24 protein-coding genes are annotated in these 24,741 nt (G+C 66.5%); 16 read left to right on the forward strand and 8 right to left on the reverse strand.

Annotated elements, in window-relative coordinates:
• Window positions 1–6: 6 nt before the first annotated feature.
• The 4 genes from BLS11_RS07430 (at window position 7) to BLS11_RS07445 (ending at window position 4,862) form a co-directional block, all read left to right on the forward strand.
• Window positions 7–1,308: an MFS transporter gene (locus tag BLS11_RS07430; RefSeq protein WP_175454431.1), complete on the forward strand. Its 1,302-nt coding sequence runs from the start codon at window positions 7–9 to the stop codon at window positions 1,306–1,308.
• Window positions 1,309–1,401: 93 nt separating this feature from the next.
• A complete protein-coding gene (locus tag BLS11_RS07435) occupies window positions 1,402–2,676 on the forward strand; it encodes a cation:proton antiporter (RefSeq protein WP_092535361.1) in 1,275 nt (424 codons plus the stop codon).
• 151 nt (window positions 2,677–2,827) lie between these two features.
• Window positions 2,828–3,904, forward strand: a complete 1,077-nt coding sequence (gene pdhA / locus BLS11_RS07440) for a pyruvate dehydrogenase (acetyl-transferring) E1 component subunit alpha (protein ID WP_092535364.1) — start codon at window positions 2,828–2,830, stop codon at window positions 3,902–3,904.
• Complete coding sequence (locus tag BLS11_RS07445) at window positions 3,894–4,862, forward strand: alpha-ketoacid dehydrogenase subunit beta (protein WP_092535367.1); 969 nt, start codon at window positions 3,894–3,896, stop codon at window positions 4,860–4,862. The genes pdhA and BLS11_RS07445 overlap by 11 nt, the downstream gene beginning before the upstream one ends.
• Before the next feature lie 23 nt (window positions 4,863–4,885).
• On the opposite strand, the gene BLS11_RS07450 is transcribed toward BLS11_RS07445, so the two are convergent.
• On the reverse strand, window positions 4,886–5,152 hold the full coding sequence (locus BLS11_RS07450; RefSeq protein WP_092535370.1) for a hypothetical protein: 267 nt from the start codon (window positions 5,150–5,152) through the stop codon (window positions 4,886–4,888).
• Between the two features lie 254 nt (window positions 5,153–5,406).
• On the opposite strand from BLS11_RS07450, the gene BLS11_RS07455 reads away from it, so the two are divergent.
• From BLS11_RS07455 to BLS11_RS07480, 6 genes are all read left to right on the forward strand, one after another.
• Window positions 5,407–5,823, forward strand: coding sequence for a hypothetical protein (locus BLS11_RS07455; protein WP_092535373.1), 417 nt, complete (start codon window positions 5,407–5,409; stop codon window positions 5,821–5,823).
• A 163-nt stretch (window positions 5,824–5,986) separates the two neighbouring features.
• Window positions 5,987–6,784 (forward strand): glycosyltransferase family 2 protein, encoded by a 798-nt coding sequence (locus tag BLS11_RS07460; protein ID WP_092535376.1) that lies wholly within the window; start codon window positions 5,987–5,989, stop codon window positions 6,782–6,784.
• Window positions 6,781–7,947: a Gfo/Idh/MocA family protein gene (locus BLS11_RS07465; RefSeq protein ID WP_092535379.1), complete on the forward strand. Its 1,167-nt coding sequence runs from the start codon at window positions 6,781–6,783 to the stop codon at window positions 7,945–7,947. Before BLS11_RS07460 ends, BLS11_RS07465 begins: the two co-directional genes overlap by 4 nt.
• A gap of 117 nt (window positions 7,948–8,064) precedes the next feature.
• Window positions 8,065–8,814, forward strand: coding sequence for a hypothetical protein (locus BLS11_RS07470; RefSeq protein ID WP_092535382.1), 750 nt, complete (start codon window positions 8,065–8,067; stop codon window positions 8,812–8,814).
• A gap of 60 nt (window positions 8,815–8,874) precedes the next feature.
• Window positions 8,875–9,327 carry a DUF6789 family protein gene (locus BLS11_RS07475; protein ID WP_092535385.1) on the forward strand — a complete coding sequence of 151 codons (453 nt, stop codon included), beginning with the start codon at window positions 8,875–8,877 and terminating at the stop codon, window positions 9,325–9,327.
• An 89-nt stretch (window positions 9,328–9,416) separates the two neighbouring features.
• On the forward strand, window positions 9,417–11,360 hold the full coding sequence (locus tag BLS11_RS07480; RefSeq protein WP_092537196.1) for a cbb3-type cytochrome c oxidase subunit I: 1,944 nt from the start codon (window positions 9,417–9,419) through the stop codon (window positions 11,358–11,360).
• Between the two features lie 20 nt (window positions 11,361–11,380).
• Here the strand turns inward: BLS11_RS07480 and BLS11_RS07485 are convergent, their stop codons facing one another.
• The 5 genes from BLS11_RS07485 to BLS11_RS07500 form a co-directional block, all read right to left on the reverse strand.
• Entirely contained in the window at window positions 11,381–11,704 is a 324-nt protein-coding gene (locus BLS11_RS07485; RefSeq protein WP_092535387.1) for a hypothetical protein, read from the reverse strand.
• A gap of 123 nt (window positions 11,705–11,827) precedes the next feature.
• Window positions 11,828–12,967, reverse strand: coding sequence for an NAD(P)/FAD-dependent oxidoreductase (locus tag BLS11_RS07490; protein ID WP_092535389.1), 1,140 nt, complete (start codon window positions 12,965–12,967; stop codon window positions 11,828–11,830).
• A 77-nt stretch (window positions 12,968–13,044) separates the two neighbouring features.
• Complete coding sequence (gene mvaD / locus BLS11_RS07495) at window positions 13,045–14,019, reverse strand: phosphomevalonate decarboxylase MvaD (RefSeq protein ID WP_092535392.1); 975 nt, start codon at window positions 14,017–14,019, stop codon at window positions 13,045–13,047.
• A 59-nt stretch (window positions 14,020–14,078) separates the two neighbouring features.
• The gene (locus BLS11_RS19355; protein WP_175454407.1) at window positions 14,079–14,222 is read right to left on the reverse strand and encodes a hypothetical protein; all 144 of its coding nucleotides are present in this window, start codon (window positions 14,220–14,222) and stop codon (window positions 14,079–14,081) included.
• A gap of 163 nt (window positions 14,223–14,385) precedes the next feature.
• Window positions 14,386–14,829, reverse strand: coding sequence for a DoxX family membrane protein (locus BLS11_RS07500; protein ID WP_092535395.1), 444 nt, complete (start codon window positions 14,827–14,829; stop codon window positions 14,386–14,388).
• A 272-nt stretch (window positions 14,830–15,101) separates the two neighbouring features.
• Here BLS11_RS07500 and BLS11_RS07505 point away from each other — a divergent pair, with 272 nt between their 5' ends.
• From BLS11_RS07505 to BLS11_RS07520, 4 genes are all read left to right on the forward strand, one after another.
• Window positions 15,102–15,764, forward strand: coding sequence for a MarR family winged helix-turn-helix transcriptional regulator (locus BLS11_RS07505; protein ID WP_092535398.1), 663 nt, complete (start codon window positions 15,102–15,104; stop codon window positions 15,762–15,764).
• 535 nt (window positions 15,765–16,299) lie between these two features.
• Window positions 16,300–17,856: a COG1361 S-layer family protein gene (locus tag BLS11_RS07510; RefSeq protein ID WP_092537199.1), complete on the forward strand. Its 1,557-nt coding sequence runs from the start codon at window positions 16,300–16,302 to the stop codon at window positions 17,854–17,856.
• A gap of 3 nt (window positions 17,857–17,859) precedes the next feature.
• Window positions 17,860–20,403, forward strand: coding sequence for an efflux RND transporter permease subunit (locus BLS11_RS07515; protein WP_092535401.1), 2,544 nt, complete (start codon window positions 17,860–17,862; stop codon window positions 20,401–20,403).
• On the forward strand, window positions 20,400–21,251 hold the full coding sequence (locus BLS11_RS07520; RefSeq protein WP_092535404.1) for a TrmB family transcriptional regulator: 852 nt from the start codon (window positions 20,400–20,402) through the stop codon (window positions 21,249–21,251). Before BLS11_RS07515 ends, BLS11_RS07520 begins: the two co-directional genes overlap by 4 nt.
• A 26-nt stretch (window positions 21,252–21,277) precedes the next feature.
• Here BLS11_RS07520 and BLS11_RS07525 read toward each other — a convergent pair whose 3' ends face one another.
• Complete coding sequence (locus BLS11_RS07525) at window positions 21,278–21,523, reverse strand: DUF8132 family protein (RefSeq protein WP_092535407.1); 246 nt, start codon at window positions 21,521–21,523, stop codon at window positions 21,278–21,280.
• A 91-nt stretch (window positions 21,524–21,614) separates the two neighbouring features.
• Window positions 21,615–21,902 (reverse strand): acylphosphatase, encoded by a 288-nt coding sequence (locus BLS11_RS07530; RefSeq protein WP_092535409.1) that lies wholly within the window; start codon window positions 21,900–21,902, stop codon window positions 21,615–21,617.
• A 152-nt stretch (window positions 21,903–22,054) separates the two neighbouring features.
• On the opposite strand from BLS11_RS07530, the gene BLS11_RS07535 reads away from it, so the two are divergent.
• On the forward strand, window positions 22,055–23,419 hold the full coding sequence (locus BLS11_RS07535; protein WP_092535412.1) for a phosphohexomutase domain-containing protein: 1,365 nt from the start codon (window positions 22,055–22,057) through the stop codon (window positions 23,417–23,419).
• 171 nt (window positions 23,420–23,590) lie between these two features.
• Entirely contained in the window at window positions 23,591–24,718 is a 1,128-nt protein-coding gene (locus tag BLS11_RS07540; protein WP_092535415.1) for a BMP family lipoprotein, read from the forward strand.
• The last annotated feature ends 23 nt before the right edge of the window (window positions 24,719–24,741 follow it).

The following is a 24,741-nucleotide window of genomic DNA, read 5'->3' on the forward strand; positions in this document are numbered from 1 at the left end:
ATACGGATGACGAAGTGGCGGACGCTGCTTCTCGCCACCGTCGGGTTCAACTTCTCCTTTCTCGTCTGGTTCTCCTTCGCCCCCTTCACGGGTCCGATGGCGGAGGAGTTCGGACTGTCGCTCGGCGAAATCGGCGTCCTCGCGAGCGCGGCGATATGGCTGGCCCCGTTCGGACGCATCCTCACCGGGTGGCTCTCCGACAAGTACGGCGCGCCGTCGGTGTTCGCCATCGTCCTCGCCTACGTCGGCGTCTTCTCGATGGCGAGCGCGTTCGCACAGAGCTACGCGGTGTTCTTCGTCGAACGCCTCGTCGTCGCCACCGCGGGGATAACGTTCGTCGTCGGCATCCAACACGTCTCCGAGTGGTTCGACGAGGAGAACCTCGGCACCGCCGAAGGCGTCTACGCCGGCGTCGGAAACGCCGGTGCCGCGGGGGGCGCGCTCGTCCTCCCGCGCGTCTTCGGACCGGAGTGGAGCGGACCGCTGTTTCAGACGAACTGGCGCGCGGCGTTCTTCTACACGGGCGTCGTCTCGGTTCTGTTGGCGGCGACGTACTACCTCCTCGGCGAGGCCGCCGCGACCGAAGAGCGTCGGCAAGCAACCGCCGAAAGCGCGACACTGAAGCAGTGGGTCCACACCGCGACGCGGTACGGGACGGTCGCACTCGCCCTCGCGTACGTCATGAGCTTCGGACTCGAACTGTCGATGAACGGCTGGTTGGCGACGTACTACCGCGAGGCGTTCGACACGAACAACCTCGTGTTGGCGAGTACGTTCGCGGCGACGTTCTCCGTCGCGGCGGGACTACTCCGTCCCATCGGCGGGTACGTCAGCGACTACCTCGCCCGCGAGGAGAAGAACATCCTCCCCGTCTTCGAGGGCCGGTACCGCGAGCAGTGGACGTTCGTCGCGCTCTCGTTCATCGTCGTCGCGATGGGGGTGATGACCCTCGCAGGACTCTCGGGCGACGTGCTGATAGCCGTCGCCGCCGGGTTCCTCGTCGGCATGTCCTGTGCGTTCGCCGAGGGGGCCATCTTCGCGCAGGTGCCCGCCATGTTCCCGAACAGTTCGGGGGCCGTCGCGGGCGTCGTCGGCGGCGTCGGCACCGTCGGCGGTATCGTCTACCCCCTCGTGTACTCGTCGGCCCTCCTGCCGAACCTCCACGTCGGGTACGCCGTCGTCGGGGCGGTGATGGTCCCCATCGTCCTCCTGAACGCGTGGGTCTACCGCCCGCACGTCGCCTCCCGCGCCACCGTGGACGGGTTCCTCGGGTCGACCGGCGGACCGACGACGACCGACGACGACTGACGCCGAAGCTGTTCGGAACCGTACCTGTATCCGGCGGACACTCTCGCTTTCGGCGGCCATAGCGCCCTTACGGATAATCGCCTTGGTGTCGGTATGGCGGCGTCATATTATGTCGCGCTGATCGTCGTGAGTCTCGCCATTCTCGGAGCGGCGGTCCTCCCGCGGGTGTTCAACGACAAGCCGATATCGCTCCCGATGATATACGTGGTTTCGGGGGCCGCTCTGTTCTTCGTCGCCGGGATGGATGTCCCGCACCCGGTGGACCACCCCGAACTCACCGAACGCATCACCGAACTCGTCGTCATCATCGCGCTGATGGGCGCGGGACTCAAACTCGACCGACCGTTCGACTGGAGCGCGTGGTCCTCGACGTGGCGACTGCTCGCGATTACGATGCCGCTCTCCATCGCGGGCACCGCCCTCCTCGGGTGGTGGGTCCTCGGCGCGCAGGTGGCGACGGCGGTTCTCATGGGCGCGGTCATCGCCCCCACTGATCCGGTTCTCGCGGCGGACGTCCAGACTGGCCCCCCGGCGGAGGGCACCGACGAGGAGATAGACCCCGAGAAACAGGAGGGGACGATTCGGTTCGCGCTCACCTCGGAGGCCGGACTCAACGACGGACTGGCGTTCCCCTTCACCAATCTCGCCATCGCCCTCGCCGGCGCGGCGTCGCTGGCGGCGGGCGAGTGGGCCCGAGAGTGGGTGCTCGTCGACGTGCTGTACAAGATACTCGTCGGCGTCGTCGTCGGCTACCTCGTCGGGCAACTCATCGCTCGGTTCGTCTTCGGGGAACCCGCGAGCACGAGACTCGCCGTGGTGATGGAGGGCGCGGAGGCGTTGGCGGCGACGCTTCTGGCCTACGGCGCGGCCGAACTGGTCAACAGTTACGGGTTCATCGCCGTCTTCGTCGCCGCACTCGTCCTCCGGCACTACGAGTGGGAACACGGCTACTACGAACACCTCCACGACTTCGCGGTCATGACCGAACGCCTGCTGATGGCCGGCATCTTGGTCCTGTTCGGCGGCACCCTCGTCGGCGGACTGCTGGACTCTCTCACCCTACCGATGATAGGCGTCGGCCTCCTGATTCTGTTCGTCGTGCGACCGATAGCGGGGATAATCGGACTGCTCGGACACTCCGCGCACTGGGACGAACGCGCGGTCATCGCGACGTTCGGAATCCGAGGCATCGGGTCGTTCTACTACCTCGCGCACGCGCTGAACGAGGCGACGTTCAAAGAGCAGGAACTGCTCGTCGCCGCCGAGGAACTGTGGGCGATAGTCGGCTTCATCGTCGTCACCTCGACGTTCGTCCACGGAATCGCCGCGTCGCCGGTGATGGACTGGTTGGACAAACGCCGCACGTAGCGCGTCGCTCCCGTTCGACCGCTCGGACCGCGGAGTCGCCCCGGCGCGTCGTCGGCCGCGCGATGGGTCCGAGCACGGACCGTCGGCAGGAGTGACTATTCTGCAACGGAAATGACATACAAGTGCGTGGCCCCCGAACGGTGCGTTCACCGTGCCACGTGAACGCTCAGTCGATTTTTCGATAGACTACGTGCAGGTACTCGCTCCCGACGGGTCCGCGGACGCGGAACTCGACCCGGACCTTTCGGAGGACCGCCTGTTGGAGTTGTACCGGACGATGAAACGCTCGCGGCGACTCGACGAACGGGCCGTCTCCCTCCAGCGACGGGGCGAACTCGGGACGTACGCGCCGGCCATCGGACAGGAGGCCGCGCAGGTCGGAAGCGCGGGCGCCCTCGACGAGACGGACTGGATGGTGACGTCGTTCCGCGAGACGCCCGCGTACCTCGCGCGCGGGACGCCGCCGCGGGCGATTCTCAAGTACGCGATGGGGATGGAGGAGGGCGCGGCCACCCCGCGCGAGGAGCGCAACTTCCCGCCCTCCGTCCCCGTCGGGTCGCAAGCCCTGCACGCGGCGGGACTTGGGTGGGCCCAAGAGATAACCGGCGAGGACGCCGCGACCATCGGCTACTTCGGCGACGGCGCGACCAGCGAAGGCGACGTGTACGAGGCGCTCAACCTCTCCGGCGTGTTCGACTGCCACACCGTCTTCCTCTGTCAGAACAACCAGTACGCCATCTCCGTCCCGCGGGAACGACAGACCCGCGCGGAGACGCTCGCGCAGAAGGCCATCGCGGCGGGAATCGACGGCATTCAGGTGGACGGTAACGACGTGCTCGGCACGTACGCGGCGGTTCGAGAGGCCTTAGAGAGCGCTCGGAACGGCGACCCGGTGTTCGTCGAGGCGTTGACGTACCGTCGCTCGATTCACACCACCTCCGACGACCCCTCGGTGTACCGCAAGGCTGAGGAGGAAGACGAGTGGGAGGAACGCGACCCGATAGTCCGGTTCGAGACGTACCTCCGCGAGCGCGACATCTTGGACGACGACCGAATCGAGGAGATACAGGAGGAGATAGAGGAGGAACTCCGCGAGGAGATTCGACTCGCCAACGAGGCGCGGGAGGCCCTCGCGGTGGCCGACATGTTCGACCACGTCTACGAGTCGCGCACGCCGGAGTTAGACGCACAGCGCGCGGCGTTTACGGGGGAGGATAATGGCCGATAAACTCCGGTTGGTCGAGGCGATTCGGGAGACGCTGTTCGAGGAGATGGACCGCGACGAGGGCGTCGTCGTCTACGGGCAGGACGTGGGCGTCAACGGCGGCGTCTTCCGCGCGACGCAGGGCCTCATCGAGGAGTACCCGAACCGAGTGTACGACGCGCCCGTCGCGGAGGCGGGCATCGTCGGCCTCGGCGTCGGCCTCGGGGCGTACGGGTTGACGCCGGTGCCGGAAATCGAGTTCTCGGGCTTCATGCATCAGGCGTTCCACCAGATTCAACAGCACGTCGCCCGCATCCGGAGTCGGACGCGCGGGGAACTCAACTGCCCGATGACGATTCGCGCGCCGTACGGCGGCGGCATCCGCGCGTTGGAGCACCACTCCGAAAGTTTCGAGGCCGGATACGCCCACACGCCCGGCCTGAAAGTCGTCGTCCCTGCGACGCCCGCGGACGCGAAGGGCTTGCTGGCGTCGGCGATACGCGACCCGGACCCGGTCGTCTACTTCGAACCGACGCGACTGTACCGCGCGTTCCGCGAGGACGTGCCCGAGGGCGACTACACCGTCCCCCTCGGCGAGGCGGACGTGGCGCAGGAGGGCGAGGACGTGACCGTCGTCGCGTGGGGCGCGATGCGACATCGCTCGATCGACGCCGCGGCGGACGTTGACGCGAGCGTGGAGATAATCGACCCCAGAACCGTCGCCCCCCTCGATTCGGAGACGATTCTGGAGTCGGTCCGGAAGACCGGTCGCTGCGTCGTCGTCCACGAAGCGCCGAAGACGGCGGGCATGGCCGCCGAGATAATCGCCCAGATAAACGACGAGGCGCTCTACTACCTCGAGTCGCCGGTCCAACGGGTCACCGGGTACGACGTGCCGTATCCGCTGTTCGCCCGCGAGGACGAGTACATCCCCGGCGAGGAGCGCATTCGAGAGGGTATCGAGCGGGCGTTGTCGGAATAAGAGACGGTGCGACGGCGGGGGTGCTACCCGTCGGTGTTCTCCGCCATGTACTCCTGCGCCGCCGAGAGTGCGCCGTCGCGGTCGGTCGGTTCCTCCGTCAGGGGGACCTGATTCGACGTTCCGAGTTCGCCGCGCGGTTGCGAGTACACTATCCACTCGTCCCCCCGGCCGGCCTTCTCGGTGCAGACGACCCGTTCCTGCGGACCCAACCACGAGTGTACGTCGTCGTCGGTCTCTTCTGTCGTCCACCCGGGCGGAGCGTCGTCGGGCGCGTCGGTAGCGGAACTCATCGTGAGACACCACGCCCCCGAGTGACATAGATGTTCACCGACCGCCACGTTTTCCGACGAGTCCGGTCGTCTCGCTTCGCTCGACTCCCTCCCTCGTCGGCGTCCCACTCGCTACGCCCGCGGGACTTCCGACGAGTTCTCACCCGCCCGTCGTTCGACTCACCCGCCCGTCGGATTCGAAGTCGTTTCGCCGCCGGCGAAACTCTCTCTCGTCGGCCCAATCTCACATCCCTCTGACCCCCCTCGATTCGAGTATGCGCGACGATAGTCGATACGACGACTCTCGAGACGACTACGGCCACGACGAGATGAACGACCGGTCGACGTCGGGGTCCAGACTCCCGGTACCCACCATCCCGTGGGGGTGGGCCCCCGCCTCCTTCCGAAGCGGAGACGACCACGTGACCGGCGACGAGGACCACGACACCGTCGCCCCCGAGACCGAGCGATACCGAGACGAGGGACCGAACGACGACCGACTCGCGGGCGAGGGCCACGACGACCGCCCGTCCGGGAACGACGGCGATTCGTGGTTGGACGAGGGACTCATCACCCTCCTCATCGTCGGCGGCGCGTTGCTGTTCCTCTTCCCGGAACCGGCGACGTCCGCGGTCGGTATCGTTCTCCTCGGCATCGGCATCATCGCGTGGGTGGCCGACATCATGCTGTGAGAACTCGCCCCGCGACGAACGCGCGAGGCCCGTCGTCGGGCCTCGTTTCGGTGTCCCTTCGCGGACCGTAGACGGAGTGAAACAACGGTTTTACCGCGGTTAACTCCCGAATAACTCCGATAGCGGCTACATACTATTAACCCGATATGTCCAAATCCGGCCCATGGTAGACGTCTCCGTAATCATCCCGACGCTGAAGTCACCGGGGGAGATAGAGGCAGTCGAGTATCTGAAGCGCGGGACGTTCGACGACTACGAGGTCGTCGTCTCGAACGCGTACCCCGTCACGCGGGCGCGAAACGAGGGCATCGAACACGCGAAGGCGGACAAACTGGTGTTCCTCGACGACGACTCCCGCCCGCGGGAGAACTACCTCGAACGCGCTTCGGAGACGCTCGAAGAGCAGTACGCCGTCGCCGGGCGCATCTTCCACCCGCGCGACGACATCTTCGCGCGCTACTTCACCGCACACTACGGTCACGGCGACGACCCGAAGACCGTAGACCGCTTCTGGGGATGTAACATGGCTCTGCGGCGAGAGGTGATAGAGTCCGTCGGCGGGTGGGACGAACAGATGGGGTGGGGTCACGAGGAGAAGGAACTCGCCGAGCGAGTGAAAGAGGAGTACGACATCTACTACGACCCCGAGATGGTCGTCGACCACCCCTACGCCGACGGTATCTTAGACTACTGGCGCAAGCGCTACCAACTGGCGAAGCAGACGCCCTACTACTGGGAGACGCAGGGTCTGTCGCCGTCGGCGCAGGTGAAAGAGACGCTGAAGTCGCTCGCGAACCCGCTCAACTACCTCGGCCGCACCCCCACCGCCGCCCTCACGAGAACCGGCGGAACCGTCGCGCAGGTCGTCGGGCAGGTGCAGGGGTTGTTCGAAAACCGGCGGCGCGACTCCTCGAAGACGCCGCCGACCGAGTACAAAGAGCCCGTGGGGGGGAAACAATGAGCTACGACGTCGCCGTCGTCGGCACCGGCGCGAACCCCGAGGAGAAGGACACCGACGGGTTCGCCATGGCGTACCGCCACGCGGAGGCGTACGACCGCCTCGACGACTGCGAACTGGTCGCCTGCACCGACATCGTCCCCGAGAACGCCGAGGCGTTCGCCGACTACTGGGACATCGCCGACGGGAACGTCTACACGGAACTCGACCGGATGCTCCGCGAGGTGAAGCCGGACGTGGTCAGCGTCTGCGTCCCGCCGGCGTTCCACGCGGACATCGTCGTTCAGTGCGCCGAGAGCGACGTCGTCTCCGCGATTCACTGCGAGAAGCCGATGGCGAAGACGTGGGAGGGGTGCCGCCGGATGGTCGAACGCTGCGACGCCCACGACGTGCAACTCACGTTCAACCACCAGCGACGCTTCGGCGGGCCGTTCCGCCGGGCGAAGGAACTCCTCGATTCGGGCGAGATAGGCTCGCTCCGGCGCATCGAACTCGGCGGGAAGAACCTCTACGACTACGGCTCGCACTACTTCGACCTCTGCGGGTTCTTCACCGATCAGAGCGACCCCCTCTGGGCGATGGCCGGCATCGACTACTCCGAGGAGAACGTCCAGTTCGGCGTCCACAACGAGAACGGGGCCATCGCGCAGTGGCGCTACGAGAACGGCGTCCACGGGCTCGCTTCGACGGGCGAGTCGAGCATCATCCCCTGCGAGATTCGGCTCACCGGCACCGAGGGGATGATAGACATCGGCGTCGACGACGGCCCGACGCTCCGGATGTTCAACGAGTCCTCGGGCGGGTGGACGACGGTGGACGCCGACGGCGACGACATCCACTCGCCGAACTGGTCGAAACCCCGAATGGCGGCGCTGAAAATCGCAGAGCGCGTCTCATTCCTCCCCGAGGAATGGGTGAAGCAACCGACGTTCATCGACCGCGCGATAGCCGACGTGGTGGACGCCCTCGACTCCGGCAGAAAACCCGAGTTGGCCGCCGAGAACGTCGTCCAATCGACGGAACTGATATTCGCCTGCTGGGAGGCCGCCCGGCGGCGGACGAAGGTCGAACTCCCCCTCGAGGTGGACGGTAACCCCCTCGAAGAGATGGTCGAAGACGGCGAACTGCTGGCCGACGAACCCGAGAAGCAGAAACAGACGCCGTAACCGGCCGAGGGAACGAATCGAGCGGCGACGCACCTCTCCTTGACGGCCCGACGCACCGGACGTCTCGTCGGCCGTTTCGGACGTAACCGTCATCCGAGAGACGGTCGTATGCGACGCATGGAGTGGACACCGCTCGTCGCGGAACCGGTGGCGCGGTTCCCCGTTCTCACCCCCATCCTCGCCGTCGTCCTCGCGGCGGTTCACGTCTTCACGGTGTACGTCCCCCACGAGACGTCGCTGCGCGGCAGGCAGTTGCTCTCCATGGGCGCGGGAACGTCCGTCGCGTACGTGTTCGTGCTCCTCTTTCCGGAAGTCGCGAGCGCGGCCGCCGAGGTGCGCACGATGTACGAGGGGCGGTTCTTCGCCGAGCAACTCGTCTTTCTCGCCGCGTTGGCCGGCCTCGTCGCCTTCTACGGGCTGGAAGTGTACGCGGCGCACCGCATCGACGGCCGGTTCGAGTCGTCCCGCGGCGGGTACACCATCCACCTCGGGAGTTTCACCGCCTACTCCGCGCTCATCGGCTACCTCCTCTTCCACCAGGAGGTGGCGGGCGCGGTCAACCTCGTGTTGTACACGGTGGCGATGGGGCTGCACTTCCTGAACTTCGACAGGGGGTTGGACCGCCGGCACGGGGAGCGGTTCAGGGCCACCGGTCGCTGGATTCTGGCCGGTGCGACCCTCGTGGGCGCCGGCGCCGGAATCGTGACGCACGTCGGCGAACTCGCCCTCGGGATGCTGCTGGCGTTCCTCTCCGGGGGACTGGTGTTCAACACGTTCAAAGAGGAGGTGCCCGAGGCCGAGAAGGGACTCTTTTTCCCGTTCCTGGTGGGTGCGAGCGCCTACTCCGCCATCGTGCTCTTCATCTGAGTCCCGCGGAGAGCGGCTCGCCACCACTCTTATGCGACCCCTCGCCGAACCACCGAACATATGAACCGTCCGCTCGCCGCCATCGGGGGTGGGTTCGTGGGAACGGTCGCGTTGAGTCTCCTGTTGCTTCTGTTCGAGGTGGAGACGCGGTCGCGAATCCGCATGTTCGACGCCGTCGCCCGGTTCGTCGGCGTCCCCGGCGACACCGCGATCGGATTCCTGCTGTTCGTCGTCGCCGGCGTCGTCGCGTGGCCGCTTCTGTTCGCCGCCGTCGAGCAGTCGCTTCCGGGCGACGACCCCGCGATGAAGGGGATGGCCCTCGGCATCCTGCTTTGGGTCGCGTTCGTCCTCCTCGGCCGCGGCGACCTCTCGGGGCCGATAATCGCCGCCTTCGCCGGCCTGACGCTCATGGCGCACCTCGCGTACGGGTTCGTCCTCGGGAGCGCCTACGCCCGGTTCACCGGTTCGACGCCCGTCCACGACGCCGGTACCGAATCGGAGATGAGGTGGTGAGAGACGTTCTCGGAAGCCTATAACTGCCCTTTGAACTTATGCCCGTGTTGTCCTTACTGCCCGAATACGCACTTCGTGCGATGCTCCCGATGAATATTTCCCCCTTCGTCGTTCTCGTCGTCGTCAGTCTCCTCGTTGCGAGTGCGGCGTACTGGCGTCGACGGCGGAACGACGCGACGGCCGCGACCGAACTACTCACCGACCGACTGCGTACGGACGGCGGCGGCGAACGGCGTTCGTCCGACGAGACGGAGAGCACGTCCGCAACCGACGGGGGCGTCCCCCCGGCGGCGGGAATGCTGTTCAAGCGAGAGCACAAGACGAGCAAGCCCTACGGCCTGATGCGGTGGTTCACCACCGTCGACCACAAGGACATCGGCTTTCTCTACCTCGTCTTCGGACTCTCGGCGGCGCTTTGGGGCGCGACCGACGCGTTCATGGTCCGGACGGAGCTCATCACCCCGAGTATCGACGTCTGGGACGCCAACACGTACAACGCGCTCTTCACGACCCACGGACTGACGATGCTTCTGTTCTTCGTGACGCCCGTGTTCAACGGCTTCGCGAACTACTTCCTCCCGCTTCTCCTCGACGCCGACGACATGGCGTACCCGCGCATCAACGCCATCGCCTTCTGGCTCGTCCCCTTCTCGTTCGTGATGGTCCGGGCGGGCCTGCTGACCGAAGTCCTCGCGAAGGTCGTCGACGTGTTCGGGCCGAGCATCGAGTTCCTCTACGCGTTGGAACCGCCGACGACGGGGTGGACGATGTACGTTCCGCTGTCGGCGACGCTACCGAACCCGCAGATAGACCTGATGCTCCTCGGCTTGCACCTCTCGGGGATAGCCACGGTCATCGGTGCGATAAACATCATCGTCACCGTGTTCACCGAACGCGGCGAGGGCGTCACGTGGGCGGACATGGACATCTTCACGTGGTCGATGCTCACCGCCAGCGGTCTCATCCTCTTCGCGTTCCCCCTGCTGGGGAGTGCGCTCCTGATGCTCGTCGCGGACCGCAACTTCGGGACTGCGTTCTACGCGCTTGAGGCCAACGGCCCGATACTGTGGCAGCACCTGTTTTGGTTCTTCGGCCACCCGGAGGTGTACATCCTCGTGTTGCCCGCGTTCGGCCTGACGAGCCAGATTCTCCCGAAGTTCAGCGGTCGGACGCTGTTCGGCTACAAGTTCATCGTCTACTCGACGCTCGCCATCGGCGTCCTCTCGTTCGGCGTCTGGGCGCACCACATGTTCACCACGGGCATCGACCCGCGGATTCGCGCCTCCTTCATGGTGGTCACGGTCTCCATCGCCGTCCCCTCGGCGGTGAAGACGTTCAACTGGATATCGACGATGTGGAACGGCGACGTGAGACTCGCCGCGCCGATGCAGTTCCTCGTCGGCGGCATCGGCCTCTTCATCGTCGGCGGCGTCACCGGCGTCTTCCTCGCGTCGATTCCGGTGGACCTTCTCGTCCACGGGACGTACTACGTCGTCGCGCACTTCCACTTCTTCGTCGCCGGCATCATCGCCTTCTCGATGTTCGCCGCGTCGTACTACTGGTACCCGCTCTTCACCGGCCGGTGGTACAGCAGACGCCTCGCGAACCTCCACGCGGCCCTGAGCATCTCGGGCGTCATCGTGACGTTCACGCCGCTTTTCGTCATCGGGATGATGGGACTCCCCCGCCGTTCGGCGTCGTACCCCGCACGGTTCGCGCCGTTGCAACAGGTCGCCTCGTTCGGCGCACTCCTCATCGCCATCAGCGTCGGCGTCTGGTTGTTCAACATGGTCCAGTCGTACCGCGTCGGACCGCGCATCCGGAGCGCCGACCCCTGGAATCTCAAGGCGACGGGGCAGTTCTCCAACGAGTGGCAGTGGTTCGAGCGACGACTCGAACAGGAGTTCGACTACGTCGTCCCCGACGACGGTTCGGACCTCGGCACGGGCCGGAACCGGACGGACAACCCCGAACGCGAGTCCGAAGGGCAAAGCGAGGGGAGCGAGGGGGCGTCGGCCGAAGAGGACTACTGACTCGGGCCGCCGACCGCCGACTACCGGCCGCCGGGGGTTCGGGGGTCGGCCCGTCCCTCCGGGATGCGTTCGTCGTCCACGAACCGGTGGCTGTCGGTGCGCCGATCGACGAGGAGCGCCACGTCGGCCGAATCGTACAGCGTGAAGAAGGTGTCCCAGTCGACGGCCCTGCTGGCGTCCGCCTCGTCCGCGAAGTCGAGGCGCATCGACCCGCCGGGCGTCGCCGCGACGACGGGACGCTTCCCGGCGTCGTCGGCCCACCCTTCGATTTCGCTCCGGTCCGAGAGCGCGTGTTCGGCTGACGGGTCCCTCGCCTGTCTGTCGGTGTCGTTCTCGGGAAGCATCGTCTTCGTTGGTTACCCCGGCACGGTGACGGTTCTCCTGCTTGCGTTGGCAAGCGCGCGCTGTCGCGGGAGGGTCCCCTTCTCTGCGGTCCGAGCAGTTCAGAACGCGCACGCTCGCGGCGTTCAGCCGTCCGTTCGGACGCCGAGTTCCTCCTCGGCCAGTTCCGCGGCTTGCCGAATCGACCCGATAGAGGTGAGATGTCCAGCGCCGACGGACGTCTTCATCGCCTTCGCGGGCGCGCCGGTGAACACCTTCGGCCCGAGTTGCGCTACCGCGCCGTCGCCGACGGACACTATCCACCCCGGCACGTCGAACCGGTAGGGGTCGAGTCGCGGGGCGAAGTCGTCGCCGCCGCCCCGTTCGTGTTCGACCAGTCTGGAGAGGTTCGTCGCCACCGTCCGCGCCTCGCGGATGGCCGCCGAGGCGGAGGCGGGGACGGCCTCCCCGTCGGCGTCGACGGCGCGGGCGGCGTCGCCGACGACGAACGTCCGGTCGTCGAGTCGCAGGTCGCTCCTGACGAGGGGTCGGTCCCCGCCCATCGCGTCCGCGCCGGTGATGCCGCCGGTCCAGACGAACACGTCCGCCGGGAGCGTCTCTCCGTCCGTCTCCACGGCGTCGTCGGTGGCGCGGACGACGGGCGTCTCCGTCCGCACCTCGACGCCGCGGGCGGTCAGTTCCTCCCGCACCGCGTCGCGGAAGTTCTCCGGGAAGTTTGGGGCCACGTCGCCGAGTCGTTCGAGGACGGTCACGTCGGCGTCGAGGTTCTCCTCGCGCGCGAGTGCGGCCAGTTCGCCCGCCGTCTGGATGCCCGAAAGGCCCGCCCCGCCGACGACGACGTTCGCCCCCTCGCCGGAATCGAGGACCGCCTCCCGAATCGCGAGGGCGTCGTCGACCCGCTTCAGCGGGTAGGAGTGTTCCTCGACGCCCGGAAGTCCGTAGTACGCCGTCTCCGCGCCGAGGCAGACGGCGGCGTAGTCGTACGAGACGGCGTCGCCGCTCTCGAAGGACACCTCGCGGGCGTCCCTGTCGAGGCGTTCGACGCGGGCCACCCGCGGTTCGGCCCGGTCGAACATCTCGGTCAGGGGGACGCGGATGGCGTCGGCGACGCTCGGTCTGCGGATGACGCGGTGGACCTCGTGTTGGACGAGGTGGGCGTCCGATTCGTCCACGACGACGAGTTCGGCCTCGGACGGGAGGTTCGATTCGAGTCGACGAGCGAGCGTCACGCCGGCGTAGCCCGCGCCGAGTACCAGAATTCGCATGCGGTCGCTAGGCGCGCCGCGACCAAAGAGCGTGCGGGTCGGCCGGACCCAAGGGCGTCGGTCGGCGCGGGACCGCCTCAGAAGAGGGCGTCGGACTCGGGGAGAATCTCGGCGGGGCCGCCGACGCGCCAGACGTCCGTCTCCACGTCGCAGTCGGCGACGGCGGACTCGACGCGTTCGACGTGTTCCTCCGTCGTGTTCACGTAGACGCTCGCGCCCGTGTCCGTCGAGAAGTACACCGGTACGTCCTCCTCCTCCCGGAGTTCGCGCACGGCGTTGAAGACGGCGATGGTCCGCGGTTGCCAGTACACCCACCCCGCGGGGCCGGTCATCGTCGTCGCCGTCAGGGACAGCGAGTCGTGTTCGGCCAACTCGAACGTGCGGTCGAAGTCCGCCTCGCGGAGGGCGTCGCGCATCGTCTGTAACTGCTCGTGGACGTGCGCCATCCGCGCCTCGAACATGTGGCTCTCGGCGGCCTCCTCGTGGGCCTGTTCGGTCTCCTTGTAGGCGGGGACGTGCGCCGCGACGATTCGCAGGTCGTCTTCGAGGTCCGACTCGATGCGTTCTGACCGGCAGTCCTCGTCGTTGAGTCCGGCGTAGAGGTGGGAGAACGCGCCGGTCACCGCGCGCGCGGCCGACGACGACCCGCGGCGGGCGATAGTCGAGACGTCGGGGCGAGAGAGGTCCAACCCCGCGGCCTCCGCGAGGGCCATCGCCGCGGCGGCGAACCCCGAGGACGAGGACCCGAACCCGATGTTCGAGGGGAAGGAGTTCTCGCTCTCCAGTCGGACCGCGTGGTCGAACTCCGCGAGACTCCGAACGTGGTCCACGACGGCGTCGATGCGTTCCGCGCCGCGGCCGGTCACTTCCTCGCCGTCGATGCGGTAGACGTCCTCCGCGGCGTCGGGTTGGAACTCCACCGTCGTCTTCGTGTGCGTCGGCGCGGTGCAGACGCTGATACTGTCGTGGTACGGGAGTCGTAGCTCCTCGTCTCGCATCCCGTGGTACTTTACGAGACCCTGAATCGGGTGTGCCTTCGCGGTGGCTTTCATGCTCCAACGCGGGAGTGACTCCCGGTTAAACGTCCCGATGGGTCACGAGGAAGAGTCGCTCAGTCGTCGGCCGGTTGTTCCGCTTTCGCCTCCGCCTCTGCGGCCGCCTCCGCTTTCGGCCCGCGTTGCCAGATGTTCGTGACTGCGTCGCCGGACGGCGGTGTGTGACTGACGTGCTTCATCGAGGTTCGGTCCGAGTTCATCGTGGTAATTCTTCGCACGAGATGGCTTAACGTTTCGCTGGATATTCCTAGTACCTTCATTAGCATACTTAGGTGTATAAGGTGCTTGAGACGCGGTCACTCGTCGCTCTCCGCGTCGCGAGGGAGGGGATGGGGAAGGGACGAGAGGGGGAGGTGTGGCCGTCTACAGGCCGACGCCGAGGGCGTAGGGCCACGAGGTGCCGGCGAGTGCGAGGAACAGAAGCGCGCCGCCGAGCATGACGGTGTTCTTCAGGAAGTCGGTCATCTCGGACTGCTGTTGGTCCTCGGGGACGGCCCAGAAGGCGTGAAAGAGGGGCGTCGCCACGAGGAGGAAGGCGGCGACGGCACCCGCCGCGAGTGCGGGGAAGACGCCGAGGACGATGGCGGCGCCGGCGACGAGGAGGAGTCCGCCGGACCCGAGGACGCCGAGACGCGCCGCCGGGACGCCCTTCGCCTGCGCGTACCCCGTCATCGCGTCGGCGTTCAGGAAGTGATTGAGGCCCATGAACGCCAGAACGCCCCCGAAGAGGACGCGAGCGAGGAGGAAGACGATACCGGCACCGGTACTTTCGAACTGAAGCGCTATCGAAGTGATTTCTGGTAACATCACGTCACTGCCTACTCTCCCGAAGTAATATATCACTTCCCGGACAATGACGTAACCGGGTGACGCGGGTGTTACGTGGTCACGACTACGAAACTTTGATTATGGATTGGCCTTAATCAACGCGGCACATTCCGAAATTTATCCCCTGAGCGTGCGAATCACGGCAATCTCCGAGCGGAGTGGTATTCAAATGAAAACCTGCCCCCACCGTCAAACCCCCTATCGAACCGCCCTCATGAGTTGTACCCCAACCAACAAGAACCCTCCAGAACATGTCTGAAACGTGGGACGCCGCGGGATACATCGCAAGTTCCCGCTACCGACTCGCGGTCTGTAAGTTACTCTCGCGGAGCGGGCCGGACCTGCCCTCGCGGATAGCCGAGGAACTGGACTTGGCCCAACCGCACGTCTCGCGCGCGCTTTCGGAACTGCGCGAGAGAGATATCGTCGAACTGCTCGTCCCCGAATCCCAACAGAAGGGACGACTGTACGGCCTCACCGCCGACGGTCAGGCCGCCCTCGCCCGACTGCGCGGACAGGCGGTAAACGTCGAGTTCGTCGACGAGTCGCGCTTCCCTTACGAGAACCTCCTCGACTACCTCCGAGAGACGCACAACTCCGAGTTCCGCTTCGCCATCGCGCACGACGAGGACCGGACCGACGTGTACCTCGCCGCCGACGCCGCCGCACGGACCCACGACGAGGAGTCGATTTCGAGCCTCGTCGCGTCGCTGGAAACCGACGGCCGCGACGGCGTCGAGTCCTCCACCGTCGGACAGACGCAGTTCGTCGTCCGCGGACTCGAACGCGCGACGCTCGTCCAACTCCCCACGGACCGCGACGAAGACGTGTTCCTCTCCCTCGAACGGGGAGCCGACGTCTCAGTCGAATCGTTCGTCGAGAACTGCCGAGCGTATCTCTCCGCCGAGCGGTAACCGTCGCCCGCCTCGAAGCGGGCTCATTCTTCGAAGCGTGATGGTCTATCAGTGTAGAATTTATTCGAAGCCACGGATAATACTAAGACGAGAAGGTGTTTAATTACGTAACAGACGTAGGGACGTGTATTATAACAACGGCTTCGTGTTCGGTACTCCCCCGACCACTCGGCGTGGACCGCCGCTCCGTCCGCGAGTCAGTATCGAGTGCCGTCCTCGCCGGGGTCACCCGTCGACGATGCCACGTGCGCGCAGGCGGCCGTTCGTCGCGGTCGCCGAATCTCCTCGTTTCTCGCTACTCGGGCCCTGAAACTGCGTTTTCTCTCCTGCGACGCGTCCGATTCGCGGAAACTTCCGTTCGGCGGCGACCGGTTGTTGTACTATTCTACTACAAGACAAACGCCGAGATAGTTTGTAGAAATTTACAACACCTTATGTAGCGTCCACCCGTTTCGGAGTCCAAGAACCATCGGAGCGTCCGGTGGGTGACCGGTCGCCCGGTACCGGTCAGGACGACAAACCCGGGACCTCCATCATGATACGCAAGGTACTCGCGGTAGTCCTCGTCGGCGCACTGATTTCGAGTGCAGTTCCGGTCGCCGCACAGACGGTCGAGCCGGAACTTCGGACGTACGTCGCCTCGCCGACGCTGACTCCCGGTCAGGTGAACGAGGTACAGGTGCAGTTGGTGAACGACGCGAGCGACTTCGACGACACGGCGAGCACGGCGAAGAACATCAACATCAATCCGAAGGACACGGGCCGCCTCGACGTGCAGACGGGGAGTCTGTTCCTCCCCTCGTTGGCGGACCCGAACGCGGCACAACAGGGGTCGGCCGCGTCGAGGGAGATAACCCTCGCGGTGAAGGTACCCTCCGACATCGAGGCGGGAACGTACAGGATTCCGATCGACGTAGAGTACGAGTGGGACAGCGAGAACGGACCCAACGAACGTAGTACCACCGAGTACGCCACCGTTCGCGTCGAGGAGGGCCCGCGCTTCGCCGTCGTCGATACGAACTCGACTGCCACCGTCGGCGGAAGCGGGACGTTCGAGGTGACGATGGAGAACGTCGGCGAACAGGCCGCGAGGGACTCCACGCTGACGCTCTCCTCGCAGAGCGGCGACGTCGCAATCAGCGGCGGCCAACAGGGCAATCGGTACGTGGACCGCTGGGAGACGGGCGAGAGGCGGACGTTCGAGTTCGACACCAGCCTCACCAACACGGCCCGCCCCGGAAACTACACGCTCAACGCCTTGGTGTCGTACAAGGACGCCAACGGCAACGACGGCCGGAGTCCGAACATCTCGGTCGGGATGAACGCGCTCCCCGAACAGACGTTCGATATCGGCGGCGTGAACAGTTCACTCCGCGTCGGCGAGGAGGGAACGCTCACCGCCGAGGTGACGAACAACGGCCCGCAACCGGCGCGGAACGCCGTCGTCGTCATCGACCAACCGGGGCAGACGGTGACGCCCATCGAGACGGAGTACGCCGTCGGCGACTTAGCGCCCGGCGAGTCCGCGTCGTTCTCGTTCGACGTGGAGGTGTCGTCGGAAGCGACCTCCGGCCCGCGTCAACTCGGCATGTCGGTCAAGTACCGCGGCGACAACGGCAAGCAGCGACAGTCCGACACCATCGACGTCCGGGCCGAAGTCGCCCCGCAGGCAGACGAGTTCGACGTCGAACCCGTGAACTCGACGTTCGCGGCGGGTGACGGCGGAACGCTCGAACTCACGGTGACGAACACCCGCAACGAGACGCTGACCGACATCTCGGCGAAGATATACCCCGAGTCGCCGCTCTCTTCGTCCAACTCCGAGGCGTTCATCGAGGAACTCGGCCCCGGCGAGTCCGAGACCATCCGCTTCCAGACGAGTGCGGGCGGCGACGCGATGCCGAAGACGTACCCGATGAAACTCGACTTCCAGTACGACGACGCCGACGGTGACACCCTCATCTCCGACACGTACCAAGTCCCCGTCCGGGTGACCGAATCCGAAGGCGGCGGCCTGCCGTTCGTCGTCGTGGGCGTCGCACTCGCCCTCCTCGGCGCTGGCGGAGCGCTCATCTACCGCCGGCGGGACTGATCTATGGACCTCGACCACCAACGCGTCGTCGACTGGGCCGACGACCACATCGTCGAGCGACCGGGGAAGGTGATGCTCGCCTTCTTCGTCGTCACCGCGGTGTTCATGGTCGGTCTGGGAAACGTCTCGACGGAAGCCGGAACGCAGCAGTTCGCCGAAGACATCCCCGCCCAAGAGGCGCTCGATAAGGTCAACGACGAGTTCAGCTCGTCGTTCGGCGAGGACACCGGCAGCACGCAACTCATCCAACGCGACCAGAACGTCCTCTCGAAGCAGTCGATGCTGAACATGCTCCGGTTGCAGCAGAAGTTATCGGAGCGACCGGAGATGCGCGTCAGCAGTACGTCTTCGGCCGCTTCCGTCGTCGCACAGACCATCGACCCGAACGCGACGACGCTGGACCAGCAGATAACGACCCTCGAACGAGCGACGCAGACCGACGTCCGGCAGGCGGTCCGGCAGAACGCCGACAATCCGGCGTTCACGGGAACGCTGAGTAACGACTTCAACGAGGAGGACGCGTCCGCCTCGGCGACCATCGGCGTCGTCCAGCACACCCTCCCGGCCGGCCTCTCGGGGTCGTCGGCGGGGCAGTCCGGCAGCAGTCCGCTCACCCCGATTCAGACGCAGGCGCAGCGTATCGCGGCCACCTCCGGCGGCGACATCACCGTCTTCGGGAGCGGCATCATCTCGCAGGAGTTCTCGACGGTCACGACGGACTCGCTTCTCATCGTCACGCCCGCGGCGGTGCTTCTCATCGTCATGTTCCTCGTCATCGCCTACCGCGACCTCGTGGACCTCCTCTTGGGCGCGTTCGCGCTGGCGATGGCGGTCATCTGGACGTTCGGCTTCCTCGGGCTGGCGGGCATCCCGTTCAACCAGATAATGATCGCCGTCCCGCCGTTGCTGCTGGCGGTGGGCATCGACTTCGGCATCCACGCGGTGAACCGCTACCGCGAGGACCGCGAGACCGGACTCGGCATCGACGAGGCGATGCGGGTGGCGACGGACCAACTGCTCGTCGCCTTCTTCATCGTCACGGGGACGACGGTCATCGGCTTCCTGTCGAACCTCGCCTCCGACTTGGCGCCCATCCGCGACTTCGGCGTCGTCGCGGGCGTCGGCATCACCTTCACCTTCCTCATCTTCGGGGTGTTCCTCCCCGCGGCGAAGGTGTGGATAGACCACAAGCGCGAGCGGTACCCCATCCCGACGTTCAGCGAGTCGCCGCTCGGACAGGAGGGGTCGGCCCTCGGCGACGTACTGAGCGTCGGCGTCGGCATCGCCGACAAAGCGCCGGTCGTCTTCCTCGTCGCGACGCTGCTTCTCAGCGCCGGCGCGGGCGCGTACGCGACGGGCGTGGACACCTCGTTCTCCCAAGAGGACTTCCTCCCGCCGGAGGAGGTGCCCGCCTACCTGCAGGCGCTTCCCGAACCGTTCGCGCCGAGCGACTACTCCGTCGTCTCGCAGTTGAACTTCCTCGAAGACAAGTTCACCAGCACGCAGGGGGGGTCGGTCACCATCTACGTCGAGGGCAGGATGGAGAACGACGCCGCCCTCGAAGAGGTGTACCGCGCGGGCGAGAACCCGCCGGACTCGTTCGTCTCGGAGGACCGCCGCGCCGAATCCGAGAGCATCGTGACGGTCATCCAGTCGTTGGCCGAACAGGACGAGGAGTTCGCGGCCCTCGTCGAACGCAACGACGCGGACGACAACGGCGTCCCCGACGACAACCTCGGCGAAATCTACGACTACCTCGAATCCTCGCCGATGTCGTCGCAGGCGTCGCAGTATCTCGCGGAGGACCACCGGAGCACCCGCGTCGTCTACACCGTCTCCGCGGACGCCTCGGACCGCGAGGCGACGAACGACGCCCGACACGTCGCGAGCAAGTTCCGCGGGAACTACGACGCCATCGCCACCGGGAGCACCATCGTCTTCCTGGAGGTGTCGGACCTCATCTTCACCTCGGCGGTGACGAGTCTGGCGCTCGCTCTCGGGGGCACCGTCGTCTTCCTCGTGTTCATCTACTGGCTCTTGGAGGATCTGCCCTCCATCGCCATCGCCAACCTCGTCCCCATCGTCGCCTCCGTGGCGTTCGTCGCCGCGACGATGCGACTGCTCGGCATCTCCTTCAACGCCTTCACGGCGACGATTCTGTCGCTCACCATCGGCCTCGGCATCGACTACTCCGTCCACGTCGTCCACCGGTTCATCGACGAACGCAAGGAGACGGACGTGATGACGGCGCTCCGCCGCACCGTCGTCGGGACGGGCGGGGCCCTGATGGGGAGCATGTTCACCACGGCGTTCGGCATCGGCGTCCTCGTCCTCTCGGTCCTCTCCGTCCTCGGGCAGTTCGGGGTGCTGACGGCCATCTCCATCGTCTACTCGTTCGTCACCTCGCTCGTGGTCCTCCCGCCGGCCCTCGTCATCTGGGACCGCTTTGCGAACGACGACCCGAACGAACCGATGGGCGGCGGCCGCGACTCGCCGCCGGACTCCGACAGTCCTATGAACGCGACGGCGGACGGTGAGTTGCTGTGAACCCACTTCGACCGGACGGCGGCAGTCCGCGGGACGGGGACGACGCGGCCGTCGACGCCGAAGACGCGTCGGTCGATGCGCCCGGCGCGGCCGCCGACGGCGAACACGAGGCGGTCGAATCGCTCGAAGCGTTGGGACTGTCGAACTACGCCGCCCGCGTCTTCGTCGCGCTACAGAAACTCGGCGCGGGGACGGCCAAGGAGATCCACGACCTCGCGAACGTGCCGCGGTCGCAGGTGTACGGCGCGGCCGAGGAGTTGGAGTCGCTCGGCTTGGTCGAACTCCAACAGGCCACGCCGAAGCGGTACCGCCCCGTGGGACTGGACGCCGCCCGGCGGCGACTCGCCGAGGAACTGAAGAGCGAAGCCGACCGGGCGTTCGACTACTTGGAGGCGGCGCGGCGACAGCGCACGTCGGGCGAGACGCGCGACGACGTCTGGACCGTCCGCGGGCGCGAACCGGCCAACAACCGCCTCATCGAGCTCGCGGAACAGGCCCAAGAGCGGGTCGTCTTCGCCGCGCCCGACACCGACCTCGTCCCGACGGAGTTGGTCGCCGTCCTCGCGGAGCTAGCAGACGAGGGCATCGCGGTCCTCGTCGTCAGCGAGAGCGAAGCGGTGCGAACCCGCTTCGAGGAGGCGGCGTCGTCGGTCACCGTCTTTGAACCGCCGAACGAACCCCCGGGGTCGGACTTCACCGGACGGGTGTTGCTCGTCGACGGCCGCGTGGTCTTTCTCTCAGTCGCGCCGGAGGCCGACGCGGGCGAGGAGACGGCCATCTGGAGCGCGGATACGCCGATGGCCGACATGCTCTCTCGGATCATCGAAGGAACGCTGGTCGAACGCTGACGGCCCTCGCGGACGGCGAATCTCGCTTACGACCCCACGCCGACGGCGCGCGTCGCCCCCCACGTCAGGACGACGATGCCGACGACGAACCCGCAGAGGGCGACGAGCATCGGGATGGGGTCGAGCAGTTTCTGCCCGAGGAACGGCCCGCGGACGAGGAGGAACCCCGTGGCGACGGTCGCCGCGAGGCCGACGGCCGTCACGAATCCGTAGAAGTAGGTCAACACGCCGAGGCCGGCGCGGTCCGTCCCGAACTGCGAGGAGCGAGGCATACTCGAACCTGTATATTCGGGGGACTTAGCCCTTCTCGTACGTGTCAGACGGCGCATCGGTGTCGGACGCGCGTCCGACCTCGACCCCGACTCACCAGCGAATCTCGAAGCCCGCCTCGCCCTCGGGGTCGTCGTAGGTGACATCTACGTCCTCCACCTCGGCGGCGCTACTCCCGGTGTGACACCACTCGACCATCTCCTCGACCGCCGGGCGCGGCCCCTCGAAGACGGCCTCGACGCGGCCGTCGTCGAGGTTTCGAACCCACCCGTCCACGCCGCGTTCCCTGGCGGCGTCTCGGGTGCTCGCTCGGTAGTAGACGCCCTGTACCGTTCCGGAGACGAAGACGTGCGCGCGGACGCGGTCGTCTGTGGAACTCATACGTCGCCGTACGGATTCCCGCCGGAAATATCGCCGGGGAACCGCGGAACCGGGGAGCGACGAATCGGCGGACGCGACGGGATGACCGGAGGTCGGTCGGACGCCGCGTCGGAATTGAAGGAATCTAAGTGGGGGCCGTCCAACTCTCTCGTATGGAACTCTTCGGAACCGCGGGTATCCGCGGCGACGTCACGTCTCGGGTGACCCCGGAGCTCGCACTCTCCGTGGGTCGCGCCGTGGGTCTCGACGTCGTGGAGTCCGGCGGACGGCCGGACGTGGTCGTGGGGCGCGACGGGCGAACGACGGGGGCGGGTCTCGCCGCGGCGGTGGAGTCCGGTCTGGAGTCCGCCGGCGCGAACGTCCTCAGGGTGGGCGTCGTCCCCACGCCGGCCCTCGCGTACGCCTCGCAGGGACGCCGCGGCGTGATGCTCACCGCCTCGCACAACCCGCCGACGGACAACGGGATCAAGCTGTTCGTGGACGGCGAGGAGTACGACAGAACGCTCGAACGCGCCGTCGAGGACCGCGTGGAGGCGGGCACCTCGCCCGCCGCGTGGGACGAGTGGGGCGACGCCTACTCGATGGAGCTCATGCCCGAGTACCGCGAGGCCGTCGCGTCGTACGCGCGCGAGTACGGCGCGTCCTGCGAGGGCCTCCGCGTCGCCGTCGACTGCGGCAACGGCGTCTCCGCGCTCGCGACGCCGCGCGTCCTCGACGAACTCGGCGCGCACGTCGTCACCCTCAACGGACAGATAGACGGCCACTTCCCCGGTCGGGAGTCGAAACCGACGCCCGAGACGCTGAAAGACCTCCGGGCGTTCGTCGCCGACTCCGACTGCGACTTCGGCATCGGACACGACGGCGACTCCGACCGGATCGTCGTCGTCGACCCGGACGGCGACGTGGTCCACGAGGACACCGTCGTGGCTATCCTCGCGGAACACTACGTCCGCGCGAGCGACGTTTCGGACCCCGTGGTCGTGACGACGCCGAACGCGTCGGGTCGCATCGACGAACGGGTTTCGGCGGCGGACGGACGAGTCGAACGCGTCCGCCTCGGCGCACTCCACGAGGGCATCGCCGCGGCCAGAGAGGGGGGCGGCGACGTGGTGTTCGCCGCGGAACCGTGGAAGCACGTCCACACCGCGTTCGGCGGGTGGATAGACGGCGTCGCCTCGGCGGCGGTGTTCGCCCGACTCGTCGCCGAGTCCGGCCTCGACGGCCTCCGCGAACCCGTGACCGAACGCCCCTACCGGAAGGTGAGCGTCTCCTGTCCGGACGCGGCGAAGGAGGAGACGATGCGGACGCTCGAATCGACGCTCCCGGCGGCGTTCCCCGAGGCGTCGGCGAACACCGACTACGGCGTCCGAATCGAACGCCCCGACAACTCGTGGGTGCTCGTCCGACCGTCCGGAACGGAACCGTACGTCCGGGTGTACGCCGAGGCCGACGACGTGGACGCCCTCGTAGACGCGGCCACCGACGCCGTCGAAGAGGCGGTCGAGTCGGCGTCGTGAACGGCGACCCGGCGGACGGGAAGCGGGACCGAATCGACGGTCGGACGGCCGACCGCGGAGATAACCGGTCGTACGCGGAACGAGTCTTCCGTTTTCGAACGTATCAAACAGAAAGGAAACGGTGCATTTATGCACATCTCCGAGACCTATCCTCAATAGGTGACCACAGTCATGGATAGACGGACGTTCATCAAGGCGACCGGCCTCGCGGGCGCGGTGGGCCTCGCGGGTTGTACAGGCGGACCGAGCGGAGACGGCGGCACCGAGACGACGGGGTCGTCGGGCGAGGGCGGCGAGTCGGAGACCCAACAGACGACGGGGGCCTCCGAACCGGAAGCGCACGTCGGCGTCGTGTACGCCACGGGCGGCCTCGGCGACGGGTCGTTCAACGACCAAGCCCAACAGGGTATCCAGCAGGCCGCAGACGAGTACGGCGTCGCGTACAACGAGGCGCAACCGGACGAGGTTTCGCAGTTCCAAAACTTCCAGCAGCAGTTCGCTAGCTCGACGAATCCGAACTACGACCTCGTCGCCTGTATCGGCTACCTGCAGGCGGACTCCCTCTCGCAGACGGCGCAGTCGTACCCCGACCAGGAGTTCATGATCGTCGACAGCACCGTCGACGCCGACAACGTCGCGAGCTACGTGTTCAAGGAGCACCAAGGCTCGTTCCTCGCCGGTCAGATGGCCGGTCTGCTGACGACGCAGGAGTTCAGCGCGGGCGACGGCCAGACGAACCCCGACCAGAAGACGGTCGGCTTCGTCGGCGGCGTCGAGGGCGGCCTCATCGCCAAGTTCGAGGCCGGCTTCAAGGCGGGCGTCAAGAACGCGGACGACTCCGTCGAAGTCCAGTCCACGTACGTGGGCAGCTTCAACGACCCCTCCGCGGGGAAGGAGGCGGCGCTGTCGATGTACAACAGCGGTGCTGACATCGTCTACCACGCCGCGGGTAACACCGGCACCGGCGTCTTCCAAGCCGCGAAAGAGCAGGGCGCGTTCGCCATCGGCGTCGACCGCGACCAGTCGCTCACGAAGCCCTCCTTCGCGGGCGTCATCCTCGGGAGCATGGTCAAGCGCGTCGACACCGCGGTGTACAACGCCGTGGAGTCCGTCGTCAACGGCGAGTTCGAGGGCGGTTCCACCGTCACGCTCGGTCTGGAGCAAGACGGCGTCGCCCTCGTCTACGGCGACTCGCTCGGCTCCGAGATTCCGTCCGACGTGAAAGACTCCGTCAGTTCCGTCCGCGAGGAGATAATCAGCGGCTCCATCTCCGTGCCGACGGACCCCTCCGAAGTCTAACGTCGAATCGGCGGAACTAAACT

The sequence above is a fragment of the Halopelagius longus genome (assembly GCF_900100875.1).
In the GTDB taxonomy this organism is placed as follows: domain Archaea; phylum Halobacteriota; class Halobacteria; order Halobacteriales; family Haloferacaceae; genus Halopelagius; species Halopelagius longus.